General features: G+C 64.6%; 18 protein-coding genes. 15 read left to right on the forward strand and 3 right to left on the reverse strand.

Annotated elements, in window-relative coordinates:
- The first annotated feature begins 4 nt into the window (after positions 1 to 4).
- From AC07WS_RS25365 to AC07WS_RS25420, 12 genes are all read left to right on the forward strand, one after another.
- Positions 5 to 343 (forward strand): P-II family nitrogen regulator, encoded by a 339-nt coding sequence (locus AC07WS_RS25365; RefSeq protein ID WP_173594552.1) that lies wholly within the window; start codon positions 5 to 7, stop codon positions 341 to 343.
- An 11-nt stretch (positions 344 to 354) separates the two neighbouring features.
- Entirely contained in the window at positions 355 to 1,908 is a 1,554-nt protein-coding gene (locus tag AC07WS_RS25370; RefSeq protein ID WP_494731738.1) for an ammonium transporter, read from the forward strand.
- A gap of 192 nt (positions 1,909 to 2,100) precedes the next feature.
- Positions 2,101 to 3,402, forward strand: a complete 1,302-nt coding sequence (gene gshA / locus AC07WS_RS25375) for a glutamate--cysteine ligase (protein ID WP_494731739.1) — start codon at positions 2,101 to 2,103, stop codon at positions 3,400 to 3,402.
- Between the two features lie 85 nt (positions 3,403 to 3,487).
- On the forward strand, positions 3,488 to 4,450 hold the full coding sequence (gshB, locus tag AC07WS_RS25380) for a glutathione synthase (protein ID WP_494731740.1): 963 nt from the start codon (positions 3,488 to 3,490) through the stop codon (positions 4,448 to 4,450).
- Positions 4,451 to 4,504: 54 nt separating this feature from the next.
- On the forward strand, positions 4,505 to 4,912 hold the full coding sequence (locus tag AC07WS_RS25385; RefSeq protein ID WP_444844981.1) for a PTS sugar transporter subunit IIA: 408 nt from the start codon (positions 4,505 to 4,507) through the stop codon (positions 4,910 to 4,912).
- 81 nt (positions 4,913 to 4,993) lie between these two features.
- Positions 4,994 to 5,263: an HPr family phosphocarrier protein gene (locus AC07WS_RS25390; RefSeq protein WP_117012806.1), complete on the forward strand. Its 270-nt coding sequence runs from the start codon at positions 4,994 to 4,996 to the stop codon at positions 5,261 to 5,263.
- Between the two features lie 44 nt (positions 5,264 to 5,307).
- Complete coding sequence (gene ptsP, locus AC07WS_RS25395) at positions 5,308 to 7,050, forward strand: phosphoenolpyruvate--protein phosphotransferase (RefSeq protein WP_494731741.1); 1,743 nt, start codon at positions 5,308 to 5,310, stop codon at positions 7,048 to 7,050.
- 77 nt (positions 7,051 to 7,127) lie between these two features.
- Positions 7,128 to 8,282 carry a homoserine O-succinyltransferase MetX gene (gene metX, locus AC07WS_RS25400; RefSeq protein ID WP_494731742.1) on the forward strand — a complete coding sequence of 385 codons (1,155 nt, stop codon included), beginning with the start codon at positions 7,128 to 7,130 and terminating at the stop codon, positions 8,280 to 8,282.
- The gene (metW, locus tag AC07WS_RS25405; protein WP_494731743.1) at positions 8,279 to 8,890 is read left to right on the forward strand and encodes a methionine biosynthesis protein MetW; all 612 of its coding nucleotides are present in this window, start codon (positions 8,279 to 8,281) and stop codon (positions 8,888 to 8,890) included. Before metX ends, metW begins: the two co-directional genes overlap by 4 nt.
- The gene (locus AC07WS_RS25410) at positions 8,890 to 10,146 is read left to right on the forward strand and encodes an AmpG family muropeptide MFS transporter (protein WP_494731744.1); all 1,257 of its coding nucleotides are present in this window, start codon (positions 8,890 to 8,892) and stop codon (positions 10,144 to 10,146) included. The genes metW and AC07WS_RS25410 overlap by 1 nt, the downstream gene beginning before the upstream one ends.
- The gene (locus tag AC07WS_RS25415; RefSeq protein ID WP_494731745.1) at positions 10,133 to 11,023 is read left to right on the forward strand and encodes a M48 family metallopeptidase; all 891 of its coding nucleotides are present in this window, start codon (positions 10,133 to 10,135) and stop codon (positions 11,021 to 11,023) included. Before AC07WS_RS25410 ends, AC07WS_RS25415 begins: the two co-directional genes overlap by 14 nt.
- Positions 11,023 to 11,910: a pseudouridine synthase gene (locus tag AC07WS_RS25420; RefSeq protein ID WP_494731746.1), complete on the forward strand. Its 888-nt coding sequence runs from the start codon at positions 11,023 to 11,025 to the stop codon at positions 11,908 to 11,910. Before AC07WS_RS25415 ends, AC07WS_RS25420 begins: the two co-directional genes overlap by 1 nt.
- A 109-nt stretch (positions 11,911 to 12,019) precedes the next feature.
- On the opposite strand, the gene AC07WS_RS25425 is transcribed toward AC07WS_RS25420, so the two are convergent.
- Positions 12,020 to 12,787: an exodeoxyribonuclease III gene (locus AC07WS_RS25425; protein ID WP_117012813.1), complete on the reverse strand. Its 768-nt coding sequence runs from the start codon at positions 12,785 to 12,787 to the stop codon at positions 12,020 to 12,022.
- Between the two features lie 76 nt (positions 12,788 to 12,863).
- Between AC07WS_RS25425 and pyrE the strand changes: the two genes are divergently transcribed.
- The 3 genes from pyrE to AC07WS_RS25440 all read left to right on the forward strand — a co-directional run bounded on the left by pyrE (position 12,864) and on the right by AC07WS_RS25440 (position 14,840).
- Positions 12,864 to 13,529 (forward strand): orotate phosphoribosyltransferase, encoded by a 666-nt coding sequence (gene pyrE, locus AC07WS_RS25430; RefSeq protein ID WP_494731747.1) that lies wholly within the window; start codon positions 12,864 to 12,866, stop codon positions 13,527 to 13,529.
- A 76-nt stretch (positions 13,530 to 13,605) separates the two neighbouring features.
- Positions 13,606 to 13,977 carry a hypothetical protein gene (locus tag AC07WS_RS25435; protein ID WP_494731748.1) on the forward strand — a complete coding sequence of 124 codons (372 nt, stop codon included), beginning with the start codon at positions 13,606 to 13,608 and terminating at the stop codon, positions 13,975 to 13,977.
- Positions 13,977 to 14,840 (forward strand): alpha/beta fold hydrolase, encoded by an 864-nt coding sequence (locus AC07WS_RS25440; RefSeq protein WP_494731749.1) that lies wholly within the window; start codon positions 13,977 to 13,979, stop codon positions 14,838 to 14,840. Before AC07WS_RS25435 ends, AC07WS_RS25440 begins: the two co-directional genes overlap by 1 nt.
- Positions 14,841 to 14,842: 2 nt before the next feature.
- Here AC07WS_RS25440 and AC07WS_RS25445 read toward each other — a convergent pair whose 3' ends face one another.
- Both AC07WS_RS25445 and AC07WS_RS25450 read right to left on the reverse strand, forming a co-directional pair.
- The gene (locus AC07WS_RS25445) at positions 14,843 to 16,111 is read right to left on the reverse strand and encodes a TonB family protein (RefSeq protein ID WP_494731750.1); all 1,269 of its coding nucleotides are present in this window, start codon (positions 16,109 to 16,111) and stop codon (positions 14,843 to 14,845) included.
- A complete protein-coding gene (locus AC07WS_RS25450; protein WP_494731751.1) occupies positions 16,108 to 16,479 on the reverse strand; it encodes a BlaI/MecI/CopY family transcriptional regulator in 372 nt (123 codons plus the stop codon). The genes AC07WS_RS25445 and AC07WS_RS25450 overlap by 4 nt, the downstream gene beginning before the upstream one ends.
- Positions 16,480 to 16,505 lie beyond the last annotated feature (26 nt).

The following is a 16,505-nucleotide window of genomic DNA, read 5'->3' on the forward strand; positions in this document are numbered from 1 at the left end:
CCGTATGAAACTGATTACCGCCATTATCAAGCCGTTCAAGCTCGATGAGGTCCGCGAGGCCCTCTCGGCGATCAACGTGCAAGGCATCACCGTGACCGAGGTCAAAGGCTTCGGTCGCCAGAAAGGCCACACCGAGCTGTACCGCGGTGCGGAATATGTGGTGGACTTCCTGCCCAAGACCAAGATCGAGGCGGCGGTGGACGACGCCATCGTCGAACAGGCGATCGAAGCGATCGAAGGCGCTGCCCGCACCGGCAAAATCGGCGACGGCAAGATTTTCGTGTACAACCTGGAACAAGTCATACGTATTCGTACCGGCGAAACCGGCAACGAAGCTCTTTAAGGGGAAGATTGATGAAAAAAACTATAACAACGTTGCTGGCTGGGGTTGCAGTTCTGTTCGCGCTGGCCGCGCCGGTGCATGCCGAGGACGCCAAGCCGGCAGCTTCGGCGCCGGTCGCCTCCGCGCCGGCTGCCTCCGCTCCGGCAGCGGCTGCTCCGGCTGCGCCTGAAGCGGCACCCGCCGCCGCCCCTGCCGCCGCGGCCGCCCCCGCGGCGCCTGCCGCAGCGCCGGCACCGGTACCGAACAAAGGCGACACCGCCTGGATGATGGTGTCGACCTTGCTGGTCATCATGATGTCGATTCCCGGCCTGGCGCTGTTCTACGGCGGCCTGGTCCGTTCCAAGAACATGCTGTCCATCCTGTTGCAAGTGTTCACCATCTTCGCGCTGATCATCGTGCTGTGGTGCGTGTACGGCTACTCGCTGGCCTTCACCGAGGGCAATGCCGTCATCGGCAAATTCGACCGCGCCTTCCTGAACGGCATCTGGGATCCGGCCAAGGCCACGTTCTCGACCGCCGCCACTTTCAGCAAAGGCGTCGTCATTCCCGAGTTTGTGTACGTGGTGTTCCAGGCGACCTTCGCCGCCATCACCTGCGGCCTGATCGTCGGTTCCTTCGCCGAACGCGCCAAGTTCACCGCCGTGCTCGCTTTTGTCGTGCTGTGGTTCACCTTCGCCTACCTGCCGATCGCCCACATGGTCTGGTTCTGGACCGGTCCTGACGCGATCAAGGACGCGGCAACGCTGGCGACCGAAACCGCCAAGGCCGGCTTCCTGTGGCAAAAAGGCGCGCTGGACTTTGCCGGCGGCACCGTGGTGCACATCAACGCCGCAGTCGCCGGCCTGGTGGGCGCCTACATGATGGGCAAACGCGTCGGCTACGGCCGCGAATCCATGGCGCCGCACTCGCTGACCATGACCATGATCGGCGCCTCGCTGCTGTGGGTGGGCTGGTTCGGTTTCAACGCCGGCTCGGCACTGGAAGCGGGCGACGTCGCCGCGCTGGCCTTCGTCAACACGCTGCTGGCCACCGCCGCCGCCACCATGGCGTGGCTGCTGGGCGAGTGGATCGTCAAGGGCAAGCCTTCGATGCTGGGTGCCGCTTCGGGCGCCGTTGCCGGCCTGGTGGCCATCACCCCGGCCTGCGGTTACGTCGGCCCGATGGGCGCGCTGATCATCGGCCTGCTGGCCGGCGTGGTCTGCCTGTGGGGCGTGAACGGCCTGAAACGCCTGCTGGGCGCGGACGACTCGCTGGACGTGTTCGGCGTGCACGGCGTCGGCGGTATCCTGGGCGCGCTGCTGACCGGCGTGTTCGCTTCGCCATCGCTGGGCGGCCAGGGCATCTTCGACTACGTCACCAACAAGATGTCGGCCGATCCGTACTCGATCGTCAGCCAGGTCACCATCCAGGCCACCGCGATCGGCACCACCATCCTGTGGTCGGCCGTCGTTTCGGTGATCGCCTACAAACTGGTCGACGTCGTCATCGGCCTGCGCGTGCCGGAAGAAGAGGAACGCGAAGGCCTGGATATCACCAGCCATGGCGAGTCCGCATATCACGCTTAAACCTATGCCTGATTGACAACGTTGCACAGGCCCGCCACGGCGGGCCCCTCGAAAGCGCCTCTTTGTGGGCGCTTTTTTTATTTCCCGCCTTTAAAATAGGGTTTTCGCCCCGATTTGGGCTATCTGCACGGTAATATCTGATGTTCTGCGTGCCTGGAGGGTCGTCCTCCCGCATCATTTAAGGAAGTAATCATGGTTCCCCATCTCGCCACGGCCCTGACAGGACCGCTGCTCGACCTCGAAGAAAAAATCCTGGCCGCGACGCCGGCCATTGAGCGCTGGTTCCGCCTGGAGTGGCAGGAACACACGCCGCCGTTCTATTGCTCGGTCGACATGCGCAACGCCGGCTACAAGCTGGCGCCGGTCGACACCAATCTGTTCCCCGGCGGCTTCAACCATCTGGCCACGGAAATGCTGCCGCTGTCGGTGCAGGCCGCCATGGCCGCCATCGACAAATATTGCCCGGACGCCCGCAACCTGCTGTTGATACCGGAAGTGCACGAGCGCCACCCGACCTACTGGCAGAACGTGGCCCGGCTGATGCAGATATTCCGCCAGACCGGCCTGCATGTGCGCCTGGGCTCGCTGTCGCCGGAAATCACCCAGCCGACCCCGCTGCCCCTGCCGGACGGCAACATGCTGGTGGTCGAGCCGCTGGTGCGTTCGGCCAACGGCCGCCGCCTGGGGCTGAAGGATTTCGACCCGTGCACCATCCTGCTGAACAACGACCTGTCGGCCGGCATTCCTGACATCTTGCAGAACATCCACGAGCAAAGCCTGCTGCCGCCGCTGCACGCCGGCTGGGCCCTGCGCCGCAAGAGCAACCACATGAACGCCTACGATGAGGTGGTCAAGAAGTTCGGCAAGCTGATCGGCGTCGATCCGTGGATGCTCAACCCCTTCCACGCCAAGTGCGACGCCGTCAACTTCCGCACCGGCGAGGGCTACGACTGCCTGGCCGCCAATGTCGACGCGCTGCTGTCCAAGATCAAGAAGAAGTACAAGGAATACGGCATCAAGGACCAGAAGCCGTTCGTGATCGTCAAGCCGGACGCCGGCACCTACGGCACCAGCATCCTGACGATCAAGGATTCCAATGAAATCAAGGACTTGAGCCAGTCGCAGCGCGACAAGATGATCGTCATCAAGGATGGCAAGGAAGTGACCGACTTCATCATCCAGGAAGGCGTGCCGACCTTCGAGAGCATCAAGGACGCGGTGGCCGAGCCGGTGGTCTACATGATCGACCGCTACGTGGTGGGCGGCTTCTACCGCGTGCACGCGGAGAAGGGCATCGACCAGAACCTCAACGCGCCCGGCTCGCAGTACGTGCCGCTGGCGTTCGCCCAGCAGCACGCGGTGCCGGATCTGAAGGCTAAGCCGGGCACGGCCGCGCCGAACCGTTTCTACGTGTACGGCGTGGTGGCGCGGCTGGCGCTGCTGGCGGCGTCGCTGGAAATGGAGCGCACCGATCCCAACCCCGAAGTCTACTAAGCACCCCGGGAGCGGACTGGTCCGCTCCCCGGTGCCGCCGGCGAATCTCGGCTAAAATCAGGCATTACCCCGAATGGATGCGCCCATGAAAATAGCTTTCCTCGCCGATCCCTTGGCCAGCTTCAAGACCTACAAGGACTCGACCTACGCCATGATGGTGGAGGCGGCCAAGCGCGGCCACACCGTCTACGCCTTCGAGCAAAACGACATGGCGCTGGACTGCGGCGTGGTGTTCGCCAACGCGGCGGTCATCACCCTGACCGGCGACAGCCACGACTGGTTCCGCGCGGCGCCGTCCCACGAAACCAATCTGGGTGACTTCGACGCCATCATCCAGCGCAAGGACCCGCCGTTCGACATGGAGTACATCTACGGCACCTACCTGCTGGAGCTGGCCGAAAAGCAGGGCGCGCAGGTGTTCAACAAACCGTCGGCGATCCGCGACCACAACGAAAAGCTGTCGATCTCCCAGTTCAGTCAGTACACCTCGCCGACCCTGGTGACCTCCGACGAAGCCCGCATCCGCGCCTTCCAGAAGCACCACGGCGACATCATCCTCAAGCCGCTGGACGGCATGGGCGGCGCCGGCGTGTTCCGCGTGACGGCCGACGGCATGAACCTGGGCTCCATCATCGAAACGCTGACCGACAACGGCGCCCGCACCATCATGGTGCAGCGCTACATCCCCGAAATCGTGCAGGGCGACAAGCGCATCCTGGTCATCGGCGGCAAGCCGGTGCCGTTTTCGCTGGCGCGCATCCCGCAGAACGGCGAGGTGCGCGGCAACCTGGCGGCCGGCGGCATGGGCGTGGCCCAGCCACTGACCGAGCGCGACGCGGAAATCGCCAACGCGCTGGGCCCGATACTGGCCGCCCGTGGCCTGTTGCTGGTAGGATTAGATGTTATCGGTGATTGCCTCACGGAAGTGAACGTCACCAGTCCAACCTGCTTCCAGGAAATCACCCAGCAAACGGGCTTCCAGGTGGCGGCGATGTTCCTCGACGCCGTCGAAGCGGCCGTGGCGCTGGGCAAACAACTTAAAAATTAACAATAATGCCGGACGCCGTCAAAAAACGTCCGCGCTCACTGGCGGTTTAAGAATATGGTTGGCATACTGCTTATGACGCACGCTCCACTGGGACAGGCTTTTATTGCCGCCTGCGCCCATGTGTTCCGTGGTCCGACCGAGCGGCTGGAGGCGATCGACGTGGTCGCCGACCAGGATCTCGCCGAAGTCCAGGCGCTGGCATCGGCGGCGATCAAGCGTCTCGACGACGGCGACGGGGTGCTGGTCATCACCGACGTCAAAGGCGGCACGCCCGCCAATTGCTGTAACCGTCTGGCGGACGCCGGCCGGGTGGAGGTCATCGCGGGCATCAGTTTGCCGATGCTGCTGCGCGCCATCACCTACCGCCGCGACACGCTGGACGTGGTGGTCGAGATGGCCTTGGCCGGCGCGCAGAGCGGAGCGGTGCGCGTCGACAACCGGATCAGGGTCGGGCAGCCCTGAGGCCGGATTTATGTGGCCGCCGCGTGCATCGCATGGCGGCGGTTTTTTGCAGTGCGCATTTCTGATTGAGACAAAAGAAAAATGATTCAACAAGAACTTGAGATTATCAACAAGCTTGGTTTGCATGCGCGTGCCTCCGCCAAATTTACCCAGTTGGCAGCTAAGTTCCAGAGCGACGTCTGGCTGACCCGCAACGCGCGCCGCATCAACGCCAAGTCCATCATGGGCGTGATGATGCTGGCCGCCGGCAAGGGCGCCAAGGTCATGCTGGAAGCGGACGGCGCCGACGAGGGCGATTGCATCGCCGCGCTGACGGCGCTGGTCAACGACAAGTTCGGCGAAGGCGAGTAATGCCGGCGGAACGCAGCCGTCCCCGTACCCCCACAGGTCCGCCTATGGCTTCCTTCACCCTGCATGGCATCCCGGTTTCGCGCGGCATCGCCATTGGCCGCGCGCACAAGCTGGCGCCGGCGGCGCTGGACGTCAAGCACTACCTGGTGGCGGAAGAGCATCTGGAGGCCGAGGTGTCGCGCCTGCAGCAGGCGCTGGTGCAGGTGCACAAGGAGCTGCAGACGCTGTGGAACGAACTGCCGAAGGATGCGCCGACCGAACTGGGCGCCTTCATCGACGTCCATGCGCTGATCCTGTCCGACCCGATGATCTCGGAGGCGCCGCTCGACATCATCCGCACCCGCCACTACAACGCCGAATGGGCGCTGCTGACCCAGATCGACGAGCTCTCGGCGCAGTTCGACGAAATCGAAGACCCCTACCTGCGCGAGCGCAAGGCCGACATCCAGCAGGTCGCCGAGCGCGTGCTGAAGGTGTTGATGGGCACCGCGCAGATCCTGCCCGCCACCACCGGCGAGGACGGCTTCCAGGCGCAGATGATCATCGTCGCGCACGACATCTCGCCGGCCGACATGCTGCAGTTCCGCGACCGCTCCTTCATCGGCTTCGTCACCGACGTCGGCGGCCAGAACTCGCACACGGCCATCGTCGCCCGCAGCCTGGACATCCCGGCGGCGGTCGGCATGTCCGGCGCCTCGACCCTGATCGAGCAGGACGACTGGCTGATCATCGACGGCGACGCCGGCGTGGTGATCGCCAACCCGAGCGCGCTGGTGCTGGAGCAGTACCGCGACCGCCAGGGCGCCGCCGCCCGCGCGCGCAAGAAGCTCAACAAGCTGAAGAAGACCCCTGCCATCACCAAGGACGGCGTCGAGATCCAGCTGATGGCCAACATCGAGCTGCCCGACGACTGCCCGGCCGCGATGGAGGCGGGCGCCAACGGCGTCGGCCTGTTCCGCTCCGAGTTCCTGTTCATGGGCCGCAACAGCCGCATCCCGTCCGAGGACGAGCAGTTCGAGCAGTACAAGAAGGCCGTGGTGGCGATGAAGGGCCGGCCGGTGACCATCCGCACGCTCGACATCGGCGCCGACAAGCCGCTCGACCAGACCGAGCACACGGCGCTCAATCCGGCGCTGGGCCTGCGGGCGATCCGCTACTGTCTGGCCGAGCCGCAGATATTCCTGACGCAGCTGCGCGCCATCCTGCGCGCGTCGGCGTTCGGCAAGGTGCGCATCCTGATCCCGATGCTGGCGCACGCGTTCGAGATCGACCAGTCGCTGGCGATGATCGCCCAGGCCAAGGCCGAGCTGCGCGAGCAGAACGTCAAGTTCGACGACGACGTCGACGTCGGCGCCATGATCGAAATCCCGGCCGCCGCGCTGGCGCTGCCGATGTTCGTCAAGCGGATGGACTTCCTGTCCATCGGCACCAATGACCTGATCCAGTACACGCTGGCGATCGACCGGGTTGATTATGAGGTCGCGCACCTTTACAATCCGCTGCATCCGGCTGTGCTGCAATTGATCTCGATGACGATTGCGGCCGGGCATAAAGCCGGGATCGACGTGGCCGTATGCGGCGAGATGGCGGGCGACGTCAAGCTCACCCGCCTGCTGCTGGGCATGGGCTTGCGCGAATTCTCGATGCATCCCGCGCAGCTGCTGTCGGTCAAGCAGGAAATCCTGAACAGCAACCTTGCGCTCATCACGCCGCAAACCCGCAAGATCATGCGCTCGATGGAACCCAACGTAATTGCAGACGCGGTCGAACAATTGCAGTTGATGTAGTAAGTGGTGGGACCCATCCTCGCGGTCCCACCTTGATAGATGGCCCGCGGGGCCGACCCCTATAACAACACAACCACATGCCATCCTTAGGATACGTTACTCCGCAAACCATGCATTTTGCGCAGCCGCTGGCGCTGCAAAGCGGCGCCTCGCTGCGCGACTACATGCTGATGTATGAAACCTACGGCACCCTCAACGCCGACAAATCGAACGCGGTGCTGGTCTGCCACGCGCTCAACGCCTCGCACCACGTGGCCGGCGAATATGAAGGCCAGCCGAAAAGCCAGGGCTGGTGGGACAATATGGTCGGCCCGGGCAAATCGCTCGACACCGACAAGTTCTTCGTCATCGGCATCAACAACCTCGGCTCGTGCTTCGGCTCGACCGGGCCTATGCACGTCAATCCCGCCACCGGCAAGCCATATGGCGCGGCCTTCCCGGTGGTCACGGTGGAGGACTGGGTCAACGCCCAGGCGCGCCTGGCCGATGAACTGGGCATCACACAGTTCGCCGCCGTCATGGGCGGATCGCTGGGCGGCATGCAGGCGCTGGCCTGGTCCATCATGTACCCGGATCGCCTGCGCCATTGCGTGGTGATCGCGTCCACCGCCAAGCTGTCGGCGCAGAACATCGCCTTCAACGACGTCGCCCGCCAGGCCATCCTGTCGGACCCCGATTACCACGGCGGCGACTTCTATGAACACGGCGTGGTGCCGAAGAACGGCCTGCGCGTGGCGCGCATGGTGGGCCACATCACCTATTTGTCCGACGACGACATGGCGGAGAAGTTCGGCCGCAAGCTCAGGGACGCCGCCGAGGCGGGCGACTACAAATTCGGCTTCGGCGTCGATTTCGAAATCGAATCCTACCTGCGCTACCAGGGCGACAAGTTCAGCGAATACTTCGACGCCAACACCTACCTGCTGATCACCAAGGCGCTCGACTACTTCGACCCGGCGCGCGCGCACGGCGGCGATCTGGCCAGGACGCTCTCGCGCACCAAGGCCAAGTTCTTCCTGGCCTCGTTCACCACCGACTGGCGCTTCTCGCCGGAGCGCAGCCAGGAGATCGTGCAGGCGCTGATCTGCAACCGCCGCCAGGTCACCTACGCGGAGATCGACGCGCCGCACGGCCACGACGCCTTCCTGCTGGAAGACCCGCGCTACATGAAGCTGGTGCGCGCCTACTACGACCAGGTGTGGAACGACATTAACGAGAAAGCGGCAGCATGAACTTCAACGATTTAAGCAGCGCCAGGCCCGACCTGGCCTTCATCGCCCACTGGGTGCCCAAGAACGCCCACGTGCTCGACGTGGGCTGCGGCGACGGCGTGATGATGGACTATCTGCAGAGCGACAAGCAGTGCAGCGGCTACGGCATCGAGATCGCCGACGACAAGGTCTTGGACAGCACCAAACGCGGCGTGCGCGTGATCCAGCAGGACATGGAGAAGGGCCTGGCCCTGTTCGGCGACGACAGCTTCGACACGGTGCTGTGCCTGTCGTCGCTGCAGATGATGAAGCATGTGGAGCCGCTGTTGCGCGACATTGTCCGCGTCGGCAAGGAGGCCATCGTCTCCTTCCCCAACTTCGCCTACTGGCCGCACCGCGTGGCCCTGCTCAAGGGCCGCATGCCGGTGTCGGAATCGCTGCCCTACGAGTGGTACGACACGCCCAACGTGCGCTGCGCCACCATCACCGATTTCCGCGACCTGGCGCAGGAGTGCGGGCTGGAAGTGGTCGACTGTGTGGCGCTGGCCGAAGGGCACCGCGTCTCCTTCCTGCCCAATCTGCGCGGCGACCTTGCCGTGTTCCGCTTGCGTAAAAAGGCCAGCCACTGATGACGATCCAGGAACAGCCAACCGGCTTGCGCACCTACCTGAACGGCCGCACCGTCTCCATCCTGTTCCTGGGCTTCAGCTCGGGCCTCCCGCTGTACACGCTGATCTACCTGATGCAGGCGTGGCTGGCCAAGTCCGGGCTGGACGTGAAGGCGCTGGGCCTGTTCGCGCTGGTGACCTTCCCGTACACCTTCAAGTTCCTGTGGGCGCCGTTCATGGACCGCTACGCCATCGGCTCGCTGGGCCGCCGGCGCGGCTGGATGGCGCTCACGCAGCTGGCGCTGTTCCTGGTGATCGGCGGCCTGGGGATGCTGGACCCGAAACTGGAGCTGACCCTGATCGCCGGCACGGTGTTCCTGATCGCCTTCCTGTCGGCCAGCCAGGACGTGGTGATCGACGCCTACCGCCGCGAGATCCTGGCCGAGAACGAGCAGGGGCTGGGCGCGGCCATCATCGTCAACGCCTACAAGGCCGCCAGCCTGATACCGAGCGCGCTGGGGCTGGTGCTGGCCGACAGCATGTCGTGGCAGGCCGTGTTCTGGATCGTCGCCGCCTTCATGCTGCCGGGTTTGATCTGCACGCTGCTGGCCAAGGAGCCCGCCGTGTATGGCGCGCCGCCGAAGAACCTGCAGGAGGCCGTGGTGCTGCCGTTCCGCGAATTCGTGCAGCGCGACGGCTGGAAGCAGGCCTTGCTGATCATCGCCTTCGTGCTGCTGTATAAAATCGGCGACAGCATGGCCACCGCGCTGTCGACCAAGTTCTTCCTCGATATCGGCTTCAGCACCAAGCAGATCGGCCTGGCGGCCAACGCCACCGGCTGGTGGGCGGCGCTGGCCGGCGGCGCCGTCGGCGGCATCTGGATGATCAAGCTGGGCATCAACCGCGCCTTGTGGGTGTTCGGCGTGCTGCAGGCCCTGGCCATCCTGGGCTTCGCCTGGCTGGCGCGCACCGGGCCCGATCCGCTGCTGCTGAGCGCAGTGTTCGGCTTCGAAGCCTTCGCCAGCCTGGGGCTGGGCGCGGCGGCGCTGGTGGCGTTCATGTCGCGCGCCACCGATCCGCGCTACACTGCCACCCAGTACGCATTGTTTTCCAGTCTGGCCGCCGTGCCGCGCACGTTTATCAATTCCTCGGTCGGGTATATAGTGGCGGAAACCGGCTGGTTCTGGTTCTTTATTGTGTGCTTCATCCTGGCGTTTCCTGCCATGATGATGCTGCCGAAAATCGCACCATGGAATACTAGGAATGAACAAGCTTAAATTCAACGCCGCCTTGCTGGCGCTGGTCTGCTGCGCCGGCGCCGTTGCGCCCGTGGCCGTCCACGCCCAGGACGACGGCATCCCCGTGACCAGCATGTCGCGCCTGCGCGGCATCGGCGGCGACGCCCGCCAGTTCGACCAGCAATCGAAGCTGCAGTACGACCAGATGCTGGCCCAGGCGCACCAGAAGGACGCCGTCGCCACCGAGCGCAATCCGCAGCTGATACGGCTGCGCGCCATCGCCAAGCGGCTGATCCCGTTCACCGCGCGCTGGAACCCGGACGCCGCCAACTGGAAGTGGGAAGTCAACCTGCTCAATTCGCCGACGGTGAACGCCTTCTGCATGCCGGGCGGCCGCATCGCCTTCTACAACGGCATCCTGGTCAAGCTGAACCTGACCGACGACGAAGTGGCGATGGTCATGGGCCACGAGATCGCCCACGCGCTGCGCGAGCACGCGCGCGAGCAGGCCGGCAAGAACACCATCACCTCGGTTGGCGCGCGCATCGCCGGCGCGTTGGGTTCGGCCTATTTCGGCGTCGATCCGCGCCTGGGCGACGCGGCGGCCGGCATGGTGGCGCAGGGCGCGGCGCTGAGCTTCTCGCGCGGCGACGAGAGCGAGGCCGATCTGGTCGGCCTGGATCTGGCGGCGCGTGCCGGCTTCGATCCGCGCGCCGGCATCGCGCTGTGGCAGAAAATGAGCGCGGTGAACAAGAACCAGCCCTTGCCCTTCCTGTCCACGCACCCCAGCGGCAGCAAGCGCATCGAGGACATGGATAAGAATATGTACCTGGTGCTGCCGGTGTACGCGCGCGCCAAGGGCCTGGACCCGAACGCGCTGCCGCCGTATCACTCGCTGGCGCTGCCTCGCTCATAATGCCGGGCGCACCGCTGCCGATGCGCGACGGTGTCGCGCCGAGCTACCTGTGGCTGCCGGAGGGGCAGTGGCCGGACATGCTGACCTTCCTGGTGGCGCGTTATCCGGACGTGACGGAAGCGTCGTGGCGCGACCGCATGGTGCGGCGCGAGGTGGTGGACAGCGACGGCAACGCGCTCACGCCGCACAGCGCCTACCGGCGCGGCATGCGGATATTCTACTACCGCGAGCTGGATGCCGAGACGCCGATTCCGTTCAAGGAAGAGGTGCTGTTCATGGACGAGCATCTGGTGGTGGTGGACAAGCCGCACTTCCTGCCGATGATACCGACCGGGCGCTTCCTGCACGAGACGCTGCTGGTGCGCCTGAAGAAAAAGCTGGGCGAGCAGGATTTAACGCCCATCCACCGGCTGGACCGCGAGACGGCGGGCGTGGTGATCTTCTCGCGCCGGCAGGACAGCCGGGGCGCGTATCAGTCGATGTTCCAGAAGCGGGTGATCGAGAAAGAGTATGAAGCGCTGGCGCCGCGCCTGCACGGCCGCGAGTTCCCCTTTACGTATCGCAGCCGCATGGTCGACGGCGACAAATTCTTCATCATGAAGGAGGAGGCGGGCGAGCCGAATTCGGAGACGCTGATCGACGTCATCGAGCACCGCGCCGACTGCACGCTGTACCGGCTGCATCCGCACACCGGGCGCAAGCACCAGCTGCGGGTGCATCTGTCATCGCTGGGCATCCCCATCATCAACGACGCGTTCTACCCGGTAGCGCTGCCGTGCAAGCAGGACGACGTCTCGCAACCGCTGAAACTGCTGGCCCGCCGCATCGCCTTCACCGACCCGCTGACCGGCGAACGCCGCGAATTCCGCAGCCTCCGCAGCCTTTAAAAGCGGTGGGGTCAAGTCTGACATTCGGACACGAGCTCAACCGTATGTGGCGCATACGGTTGAGCTCGTGTCCGAATGTCAGACTTGACCCCAATGGTTTTGCAACAGTTCAGGCGTAAGTGATGGTCAACGGCGCGTGGTCGGAGAACTTTTCTTCCTTGTAGATCGCCACCGTGGTGGCCTTGGCGGCGATGCCCGGGGTGGCGACGTGGTAGTCGATGCGCCAGCCGACGTTCTTGGCGTAGGCCTGGCCGCGGTTGCTCCACCATGTGTACTGCTCTTCGCGCGGATCGAGCCCCCGGTGCACGTCGACAAAGCCCACCTCGTCGAAGATGCGGGTCATCCACTCGCGCTCCTCCGGCAGGAAACCGGAGTTCTTCTTGTTGCCCTTCCAGTTCTTCAGGTCGATCTCTTTATGAGCGATGTTCCAGTCGCCGCAGATGACCACCTCGCGCCCCTCGGCGTGCAGCGACTGCAGGTGCGGCAGGAACAGGTCCATGAAGCGGAACTTGGCCTCCTGGCGCTCCGGCCCGGACGAACCGGACGGGCAGTACACCGAAATCACCGTCAGATTGCCGAAATCGCAACGGACGTAGCGGCCCTCGGCATCGAATTCCGGCGAGCCGAAGCCGATCACCACGCGATCCGGCTCGATCTTGCTGTAGACGCCGGTGCCGGAATAGCCTTTTTTCTCGGCATAGTGGAAGTGGCCGTGGTAGCCGCCCGGGTTGAGGAATTCCGGCGTCATGTCCGGCGCCTGCGCCTTCAATTCCTGGACACAGACGAAATCGGCGTCCTGCGTGGCCATCCATTTGAAGAAGCCCTTGCTGGAGGCGGAACGGATGCCGTTCAGATTGGCGGAGATGATTTTTGGCATGGTCGATTCAATGCGTAAATTTTGGAATGCGCTAGTGTAGCGGTAAAATACAGGCACTTTACAGAAATGAGGCAGTATGGACAGCTTACGTCAGCAATTTATCGAATTTTCGGTCAAGACCGGTGTGTTGCGCTTCGGCGAGTTCACCACCAAGGCCGGGCGCCAGTCGCCGTACTTCTTCAACGCCGGCCTGTTCCACGACGGCGCCACGCTGGCCCAGCTGGCCCAGTTCTACGCGCAGACCCTGCTCGATTCCGGCGTCGAGTTCGACATGCTGTTCGGCCCCGCCTACAAGGGCATCACGCTGGCCTCGGCCACCGCGGTGGCGCTGGCCGGCAAGGGCCGCAACACCTCGTTCGCCTTCAACCGCAAGGAAGCCAAGGACCACGGCGAGGGCGGCACCATCGTCGGCGCCAAGCTGCAGGGCAAGGTCGTCATCATCGACGACGTGATCTCGGCCGGCACCTCGGTGCGCGAGTCGGTGGACATGATACGCGCCGCCGGCGCCGAACCGTGCGCCGTGCTCATCGCGCTCGACCGCATGGAGCGCTCGGGCCAGGACGGCCAGCTGTCGCCCAACTCGGCGGTGCAGGAAGTGGCCAAGGCCTACAATATCCCGGTGATTTCGATCGGCAACCTGGACGACCTGTTCAGCTACCTGAACGGCGCCGGCGCCGATCCGCAGCTGTTGCAATACAAGGACGCCGTGGCCGCCTACCGCACCCGCTACGGTATTGTCTAACAAGCCATATTGCTAGACTTTGAAATTTCTTTGGTGTAACCTAATTCGGTATCCCGGAGACGATAAAGGCTAATCCATGAACATCGCAACCCTGAAGGTGCACGGCGACGAAGACGGTTTGATCGACGTCCGCGACGGCCTGCCGACCGAGCCGGACAGCGACTGGCAAAAGGGCGATCTCAAGCCCGACGGCCGGGTGCGCCTGGACTCCGGCTTCTACGTCGCGGTCGGCACCGACATGAACCCGGACGCGCTGCTCAAGCAGATCCGCCACTACCTGGCCGAATGCCAGGCGCGCGGCATCCACTTCGAGCGCTCCGACGTGGCGGCCGAACTGCGCATCTCCTTCACCACCGAACGCGGCGAAGCCACCCCCAGCCTGGACTTCTCGCTGGCCGACCTGAAGTTGCTGGTCGAGATGGGCATCAATCTGAGCATCACCGCCTGATGGGGTTTGCCGAAGACCGCCTGGCCAGCTTCCGCGCCGGCCCGCAGGCCGAGCGCCGCGTCCACATCTGGGAGCCGGCCGGCGCCGCGCCGCGCGCGGTGATCCTGGCCATCCACGGCGGCATGGCGCACGCGGGCGACTACGTCACGCCGGCGCTGTACTTCCGCCGGCACGGCATCGCCACCGTGGCCTACGACCTGTGCGGCCACCAGGACGCGCGCCGCGTCGACATCCCCGGCTTCCATGTCTTCCTGGACGACAGCGTGGTCTTCCTGCAGTGGGTCAAGCAGCAGTATCCCGGCGTGCCGGTCTACGTGATGGGCCATTCGATGGGCGCGCTGATCGCCACCCACCTGGGCCTGGGCCACTTTGCCGGCGACGCCGCCATCAAGGGCTTCATCCTGTCGTCGCCGTACTACGTGAACGCGATCAAGGTCTCGCCGCTGCTGCAGGCGATGGCCGGCGTGCTGGGCGCGCTGGCGCCGCGCATGAAGGTGCCGCTGGCGCCGCTGACCGATCTGCTGACCCACGACCCCACCATCACCGCCCGCCATCACGACGATGAGCGCGACGGCGTGCGCGCCACGGAAATCACGGTACGCTTCGCCAACGCGCTGACGCATGCGCAGCAGGGACTGGCGGCACGCATGCCGGCCTGGTCGCATCGACTGTTCGCGGTGGTGGCCGGCGACGACAAGCTGGCCGACGCCGACGCCGCCGAGCGGATGCTGAAATCGGTGCCGCCGGCGCTGCTGACCTACCAGCGGCATCCGCAAAACTATCACGAGAATTTCAACGAACTCAATCGCGAGCAGATCTTCGCCGACATCCTGGCCTGGATGGCGTCAAGCCCCACACACTGAGCTTACTCCAGCACCCAAACGTACTGCATCCGCATCCACGACTCCACCGGCTTGCCTGCCTTGAGTGCGGGCTTGAAGCCGCACTTCTCGATGCCGGCGCGGGCCGCTTCGTCCAGGTCCGGGTGGCCGCTGGATTTCTGCACCAGCGATTTCTTGAACTTGCCGTCGGCGCCGACCAGGAACTTCAGCGTGACGGTGCCGGCTTCCTTGCGCTCTATCGCGCCTTCCGGCCATTTCGGCTTGTCGCAGGTGCTGAAGTCGGCCAGGGCGTGCACCGTCTGCGCGGCGGCCTTGTCGGCGGCCACGGCCTCCGCGTAGATCGACATGCAGGCCAGCGCCAGTCCCAGCATCGGCACGGCGGCTTTCCAGTTCAAGGCCTGCGGTGCAGGGCGGCACAAACGTTGAATGCGATCCATCAAATTTCCTCCGTTGGCCGCTTGGGCCAGATGGTGAGTTGAGAACTGGAGACGCTCCAGCTCCGAAAGCGCAAGGGCCAAACGCCGCGGTTCGCCGAGCTGCCTTGCTGCGCAATCATCCGCGATCAGCTCGCGCTCTACGCGGATGCGGTTCGAGATCCACCAGACGGCAGGGTGGTAGAACAGCAGCGTTTCGATCACGTTCTGCAGCAGGTTGACCAGGTAATCGTGGCGCTGGATGTGCGCCATTTCGTGCGCCAGCAGCGCCTCCAGCAAATCGGGCGGCATGCCGGCCACCAGCGCGGCCGGCAGCAGCACCACCGGGCGCCACCAGCCGGCGGTGATCGGGCTGGCGATCGTGTCGACGATGCGCAGCCGCACCGCGCGCGTCACGCCGAAGCGCGCCGCGAGGTGCCGCAATTGCGCTTCCCAGCGCAGCTGGTCCCGGCGGTGGGCGCAGTCGCATTGCTTGGCGGCGCGGTCTATCCACAGCAGGCCGAGGATCATCCGCAGCGAGAGCAGCACGGCGCACAAGGCCCACAGGCTGACGATGCCGCGCATCGAGCCGCGCAGGTCGAACGGTTCGCCGCCGCCGACCATGCTCTGCGCGGCGTTGTGCAGCATGCCGGCGCCGATGATGGCGGCGCTGTCGGCATGGCCGGTCAGGCGCTGGAACAGCTCGACCGCCGGCCAGCACAGGCAGGCCATCAGCGCGGAGCAGGCCACCAGGTAGCGGTATTCGGCGCGGCTGTTGCGCAGCAGCGTGAGGGCGACGGCGGTGGCGCAACCGAGCAGCAGGCCTTGCCACAGGAAGTGCATCAGCGTCAGGCCGAGGGCGAAAATGAAGGCGCTCATTTCTTTTCATCCTTGAGGATTTTCTCGATCTCTTCGCGCTCCTTCTTCGAGATGCCGGAGCGCAGCGCCGCCAGCACCAGCGCCTTGGCCGAGCCGGCGAAGGCTTTCTGCATCAAGTCCTTCAGCAGATTGGTTTGCAGCGCGTCCTGCGCCTGCGCCGGCGCGTAGACGTGCGAACGCTGGCTCTCGTCGCGGATCAGGATGCCCTTGGTGTGCATGATCTGCATCAGGCGCAGCACGGTGCCGTAGGCCAGCTCCGGCTTCTCTGCCAGCATGGCCTCGTGCACCTGTTTGGCGGTGGCCGAGCCGAGTGGCCACAGTGCCTGCAGCAGATCGAGTTCGGCGGCGGTTGGTTTGGGTATGCTCATGGTGCGTCTCTTGTCGGCTTGCTAAA

The sequence above is a fragment of the Duganella sp. GW821-FHT01E12 genome (assembly GCF_059422325.1).

Coding starts and splice junctions, on each gene's coding strand:
- AC07WS_RS25365 (WP_173594552.1), top strand. CDS start 5: ATGAAACTGATTACCGCCATTATCAAGCCGTTCAAGCTCGATGAGGTC.
- AC07WS_RS25370 (WP_494731738.1), top strand. CDS start 355: ATGAAAAAAACTATAACAACGTTGCTGGCTGGGGTTGCAGTTCTGTTC.
- gshA (WP_494731739.1), top strand. CDS start 2,101: ATGGTTCCCCATCTCGCCACGGCCCTGACAGGACCGCTGCTCGACCTC.
- gshB (WP_494731740.1), top strand. CDS start 3,488: ATGAAAATAGCTTTCCTCGCCGATCCCTTGGCCAGCTTCAAGACCTAC.
- AC07WS_RS25385 (WP_444844981.1), top strand. CDS start 4,505: ATGGTTGGCATACTGCTTATGACGCACGCTCCACTGGGACAGGCTTTT.
- AC07WS_RS25390 (WP_117012806.1), top strand. CDS start 4,994: ATGATTCAACAAGAACTTGAGATTATCAACAAGCTTGGTTTGCATGCG.
- ptsP (WP_494731741.1), top strand. CDS start 5,308: ATGGCTTCCTTCACCCTGCATGGCATCCCGGTTTCGCGCGGCATCGCC.
- metX (WP_494731742.1), top strand. CDS start 7,128: ATGCCATCCTTAGGATACGTTACTCCGCAAACCATGCATTTTGCGCAG.
- metW (WP_494731743.1), top strand. CDS start 8,279: ATGAACTTCAACGATTTAAGCAGCGCCAGGCCCGACCTGGCCTTCATC.
- AC07WS_RS25410 (WP_494731744.1), top strand. CDS start 8,890: ATGACGATCCAGGAACAGCCAACCGGCTTGCGCACCTACCTGAACGGC.
- AC07WS_RS25415 (WP_494731745.1), top strand. CDS start 10,133: ATGAACAAGCTTAAATTCAACGCCGCCTTGCTGGCGCTGGTCTGCTGC.
- AC07WS_RS25420 (WP_494731746.1), top strand. CDS start 11,023: ATGCCGGGCGCACCGCTGCCGATGCGCGACGGTGTCGCGCCGAGCTAC.
- AC07WS_RS25425 (WP_117012813.1), bottom strand. CDS start 12,787: ATGCCAAAAATCATCTCCGCCAATCTGAACGGCATCCGTTCCGCCTCC.
- pyrE (WP_494731747.1), top strand. CDS start 12,864: ATGGACAGCTTACGTCAGCAATTTATCGAATTTTCGGTCAAGACCGGT.
- AC07WS_RS25435 (WP_494731748.1), top strand. CDS start 13,606: ATGAACATCGCAACCCTGAAGGTGCACGGCGACGAAGACGGTTTGATC.
- AC07WS_RS25440 (WP_494731749.1), top strand. CDS start 13,977: ATGGGGTTTGCCGAAGACCGCCTGGCCAGCTTCCGCGCCGGCCCGCAG.
- AC07WS_RS25445 (WP_494731750.1), bottom strand. CDS start 16,111: ATGAGCGCCTTCATTTTCGCCCTCGGCCTGACGCTGATGCACTTCCTG.
- AC07WS_RS25450 (WP_494731751.1), bottom strand. CDS start 16,479: ATGAGCATACCCAAACCAACCGCCGCCGAACTCGATCTGCTGCAGGCA.